This is a genomic window from Janthinobacterium sp. ROICE36 (assembly GCF_002869965.1).
Lineage (GTDB): Bacteria > Pseudomonadota > Gammaproteobacteria > Burkholderiales > Burkholderiaceae_D > Janthinobacterium.
In genome coordinates this window covers 1-1,483 of record NZ_PEBS01000168.1, presented here as the reverse complement: position 1 = coordinate 1,483, position 1,483 = coordinate 1, and the positions used below count along the sequence as shown (strand labels likewise).

1 protein-coding gene is annotated in these 1,483 nt (G+C 63.5%); it reads left to right on the top strand.

Annotated features, from left to right (window positions below):
- The first annotated feature begins 71 nt into the window (after positions 1 to 71).
- Positions 72 to 1,475, top strand: a complete 1,404-nt coding sequence (tnpC, locus tag CSZ94_RS27235) for an IS66 family transposase (protein WP_258001237.1) — start codon at positions 72 to 74, stop codon at positions 1,473 to 1,475.
- Positions 1,476 to 1,483 lie beyond the last annotated feature (8 nt).

The window sequence follows — 1,483 nt, the reverse complement described above, 5'->3', positions numbered from 1 at the left end:
GTAACTGTTCAGCATGAGCAGTGTTTCAAAAAACAGTTGTAAACCTTTTCAAACCGGCTCATCATGCTGTCATGGCAAAAAAACGTACCCCTCCCGATCTCTCCGCCCTGACGCGCGGTGAGCTTGAGTGCGTCGTGTTGACCCTGTGGGAACGGCTGGAGGCGCTGGAGTCGAAGGTTGCCAAGAACAGCCGCAACTCCAGTCAGCCGCCATCCACCGACGGCTTGCGCAAGACCAATTCGCTGCGCGAGCCATCCGGCAACAAGCCCGGCGCCCAGCCTGGCCACAAGGGCGACACGCTCAAGCGGATGGCCGAGCCGAGCCGGATCGACACCCACCCATTGCCCGAACAATGCGAACGCTGCGGTTGCGCGCTGGACCAGGATGAGGCCGAGATCGCCGAGCGAAGGCAAGTGATCGACACGCCTGTCGTGGCCGTTGACGTCGTCGAGCACCGCGTCCTGGCGTTGCGCTGCGCCTGCGGCCAACGCCATCGCAGCGCGTTCCCGGCGAGCGTCACGCAGGCGGTGCAATACGGCCCCAATGTGCGGGCGCTGGGAGTGCACCTGACGCAAGGACAATTGCTGCCATTCGCGCGCGCCGCGCAACTGATCAATGACCTGTACGGCATCGCCATCTCGCCGGCCACGCTGCTGGCTTGGGTTGACGAGGCCCGCGTGGCCCTGCAGGCGACTGCCGACGCCATCGCCAACAGCCTGCGCGTCGCGCCGCTGGTGCACGCCGACGAATCGGGTCTGCGCGTACAGGGGAAATTGCACTGGCTGCATGTGGCCGCCAACGACAGCCACACCTGGTATGGCGTGCATGCCAAACGCGGCATGGAGGCGATCGCCGCGCAAGCCATTCTGCCGCAGCGCATTGGCGTGCTGATCCATGATTGCTGGGCACCGTACTGGCAATTGCCCGGCACGCACGCCCTGTGCAACGCCCATTTGCTGCGCGAACTGCTCTACGTTCAAGAGCTCACCGGCGAGCGCTGGCCGGCCAGGATGAGCAAACTGCTGCTGCGTGCCAACGAATTGCGCGAGGCGGCACAGCGCAAAAACATCGCGCTCAGCGATGCCGACAAAACGGCCTTGCGTACCTTCTACGATGCCATTCTGTCCGAGGGCGAACGGCGTCATCCCGCCCGACTCAAGCCCACTGGCAAGGCTGGCCGCGTCAAGCAATCGGTCGCCTTCAACCTGCTGCTACGCTTGCGCCGATACGCCGACGCAGTGCTGCTGTTCGTGGCAGATCCTGCCGTGCCGTTCACCAACAACCTCGGCGAACGCGCCATCCGCATGCCCAAGGTGAAGCAGAAAATCTCCGGCTCGTTCCGCACATTGCTGGGCGCGCAAAACTTCTGCGTTATTCGCTCCTGCCTCGACACGCTACGGAAACAAGGCCATGGCATGCTCGCCGTCTTGCAACGCGCCTTCGCTGGAAACCCGATTCAGCCAGCCCCCGGCTGAACAGTTAC

Coding starts and splice junctions, on each gene's coding strand:
- tnpC (WP_258001237.1), top strand. CDS start 72: ATGGCAAAAAAACGTACCCCTCCCGATCTCTCCGCCCTGACGCGCGGT.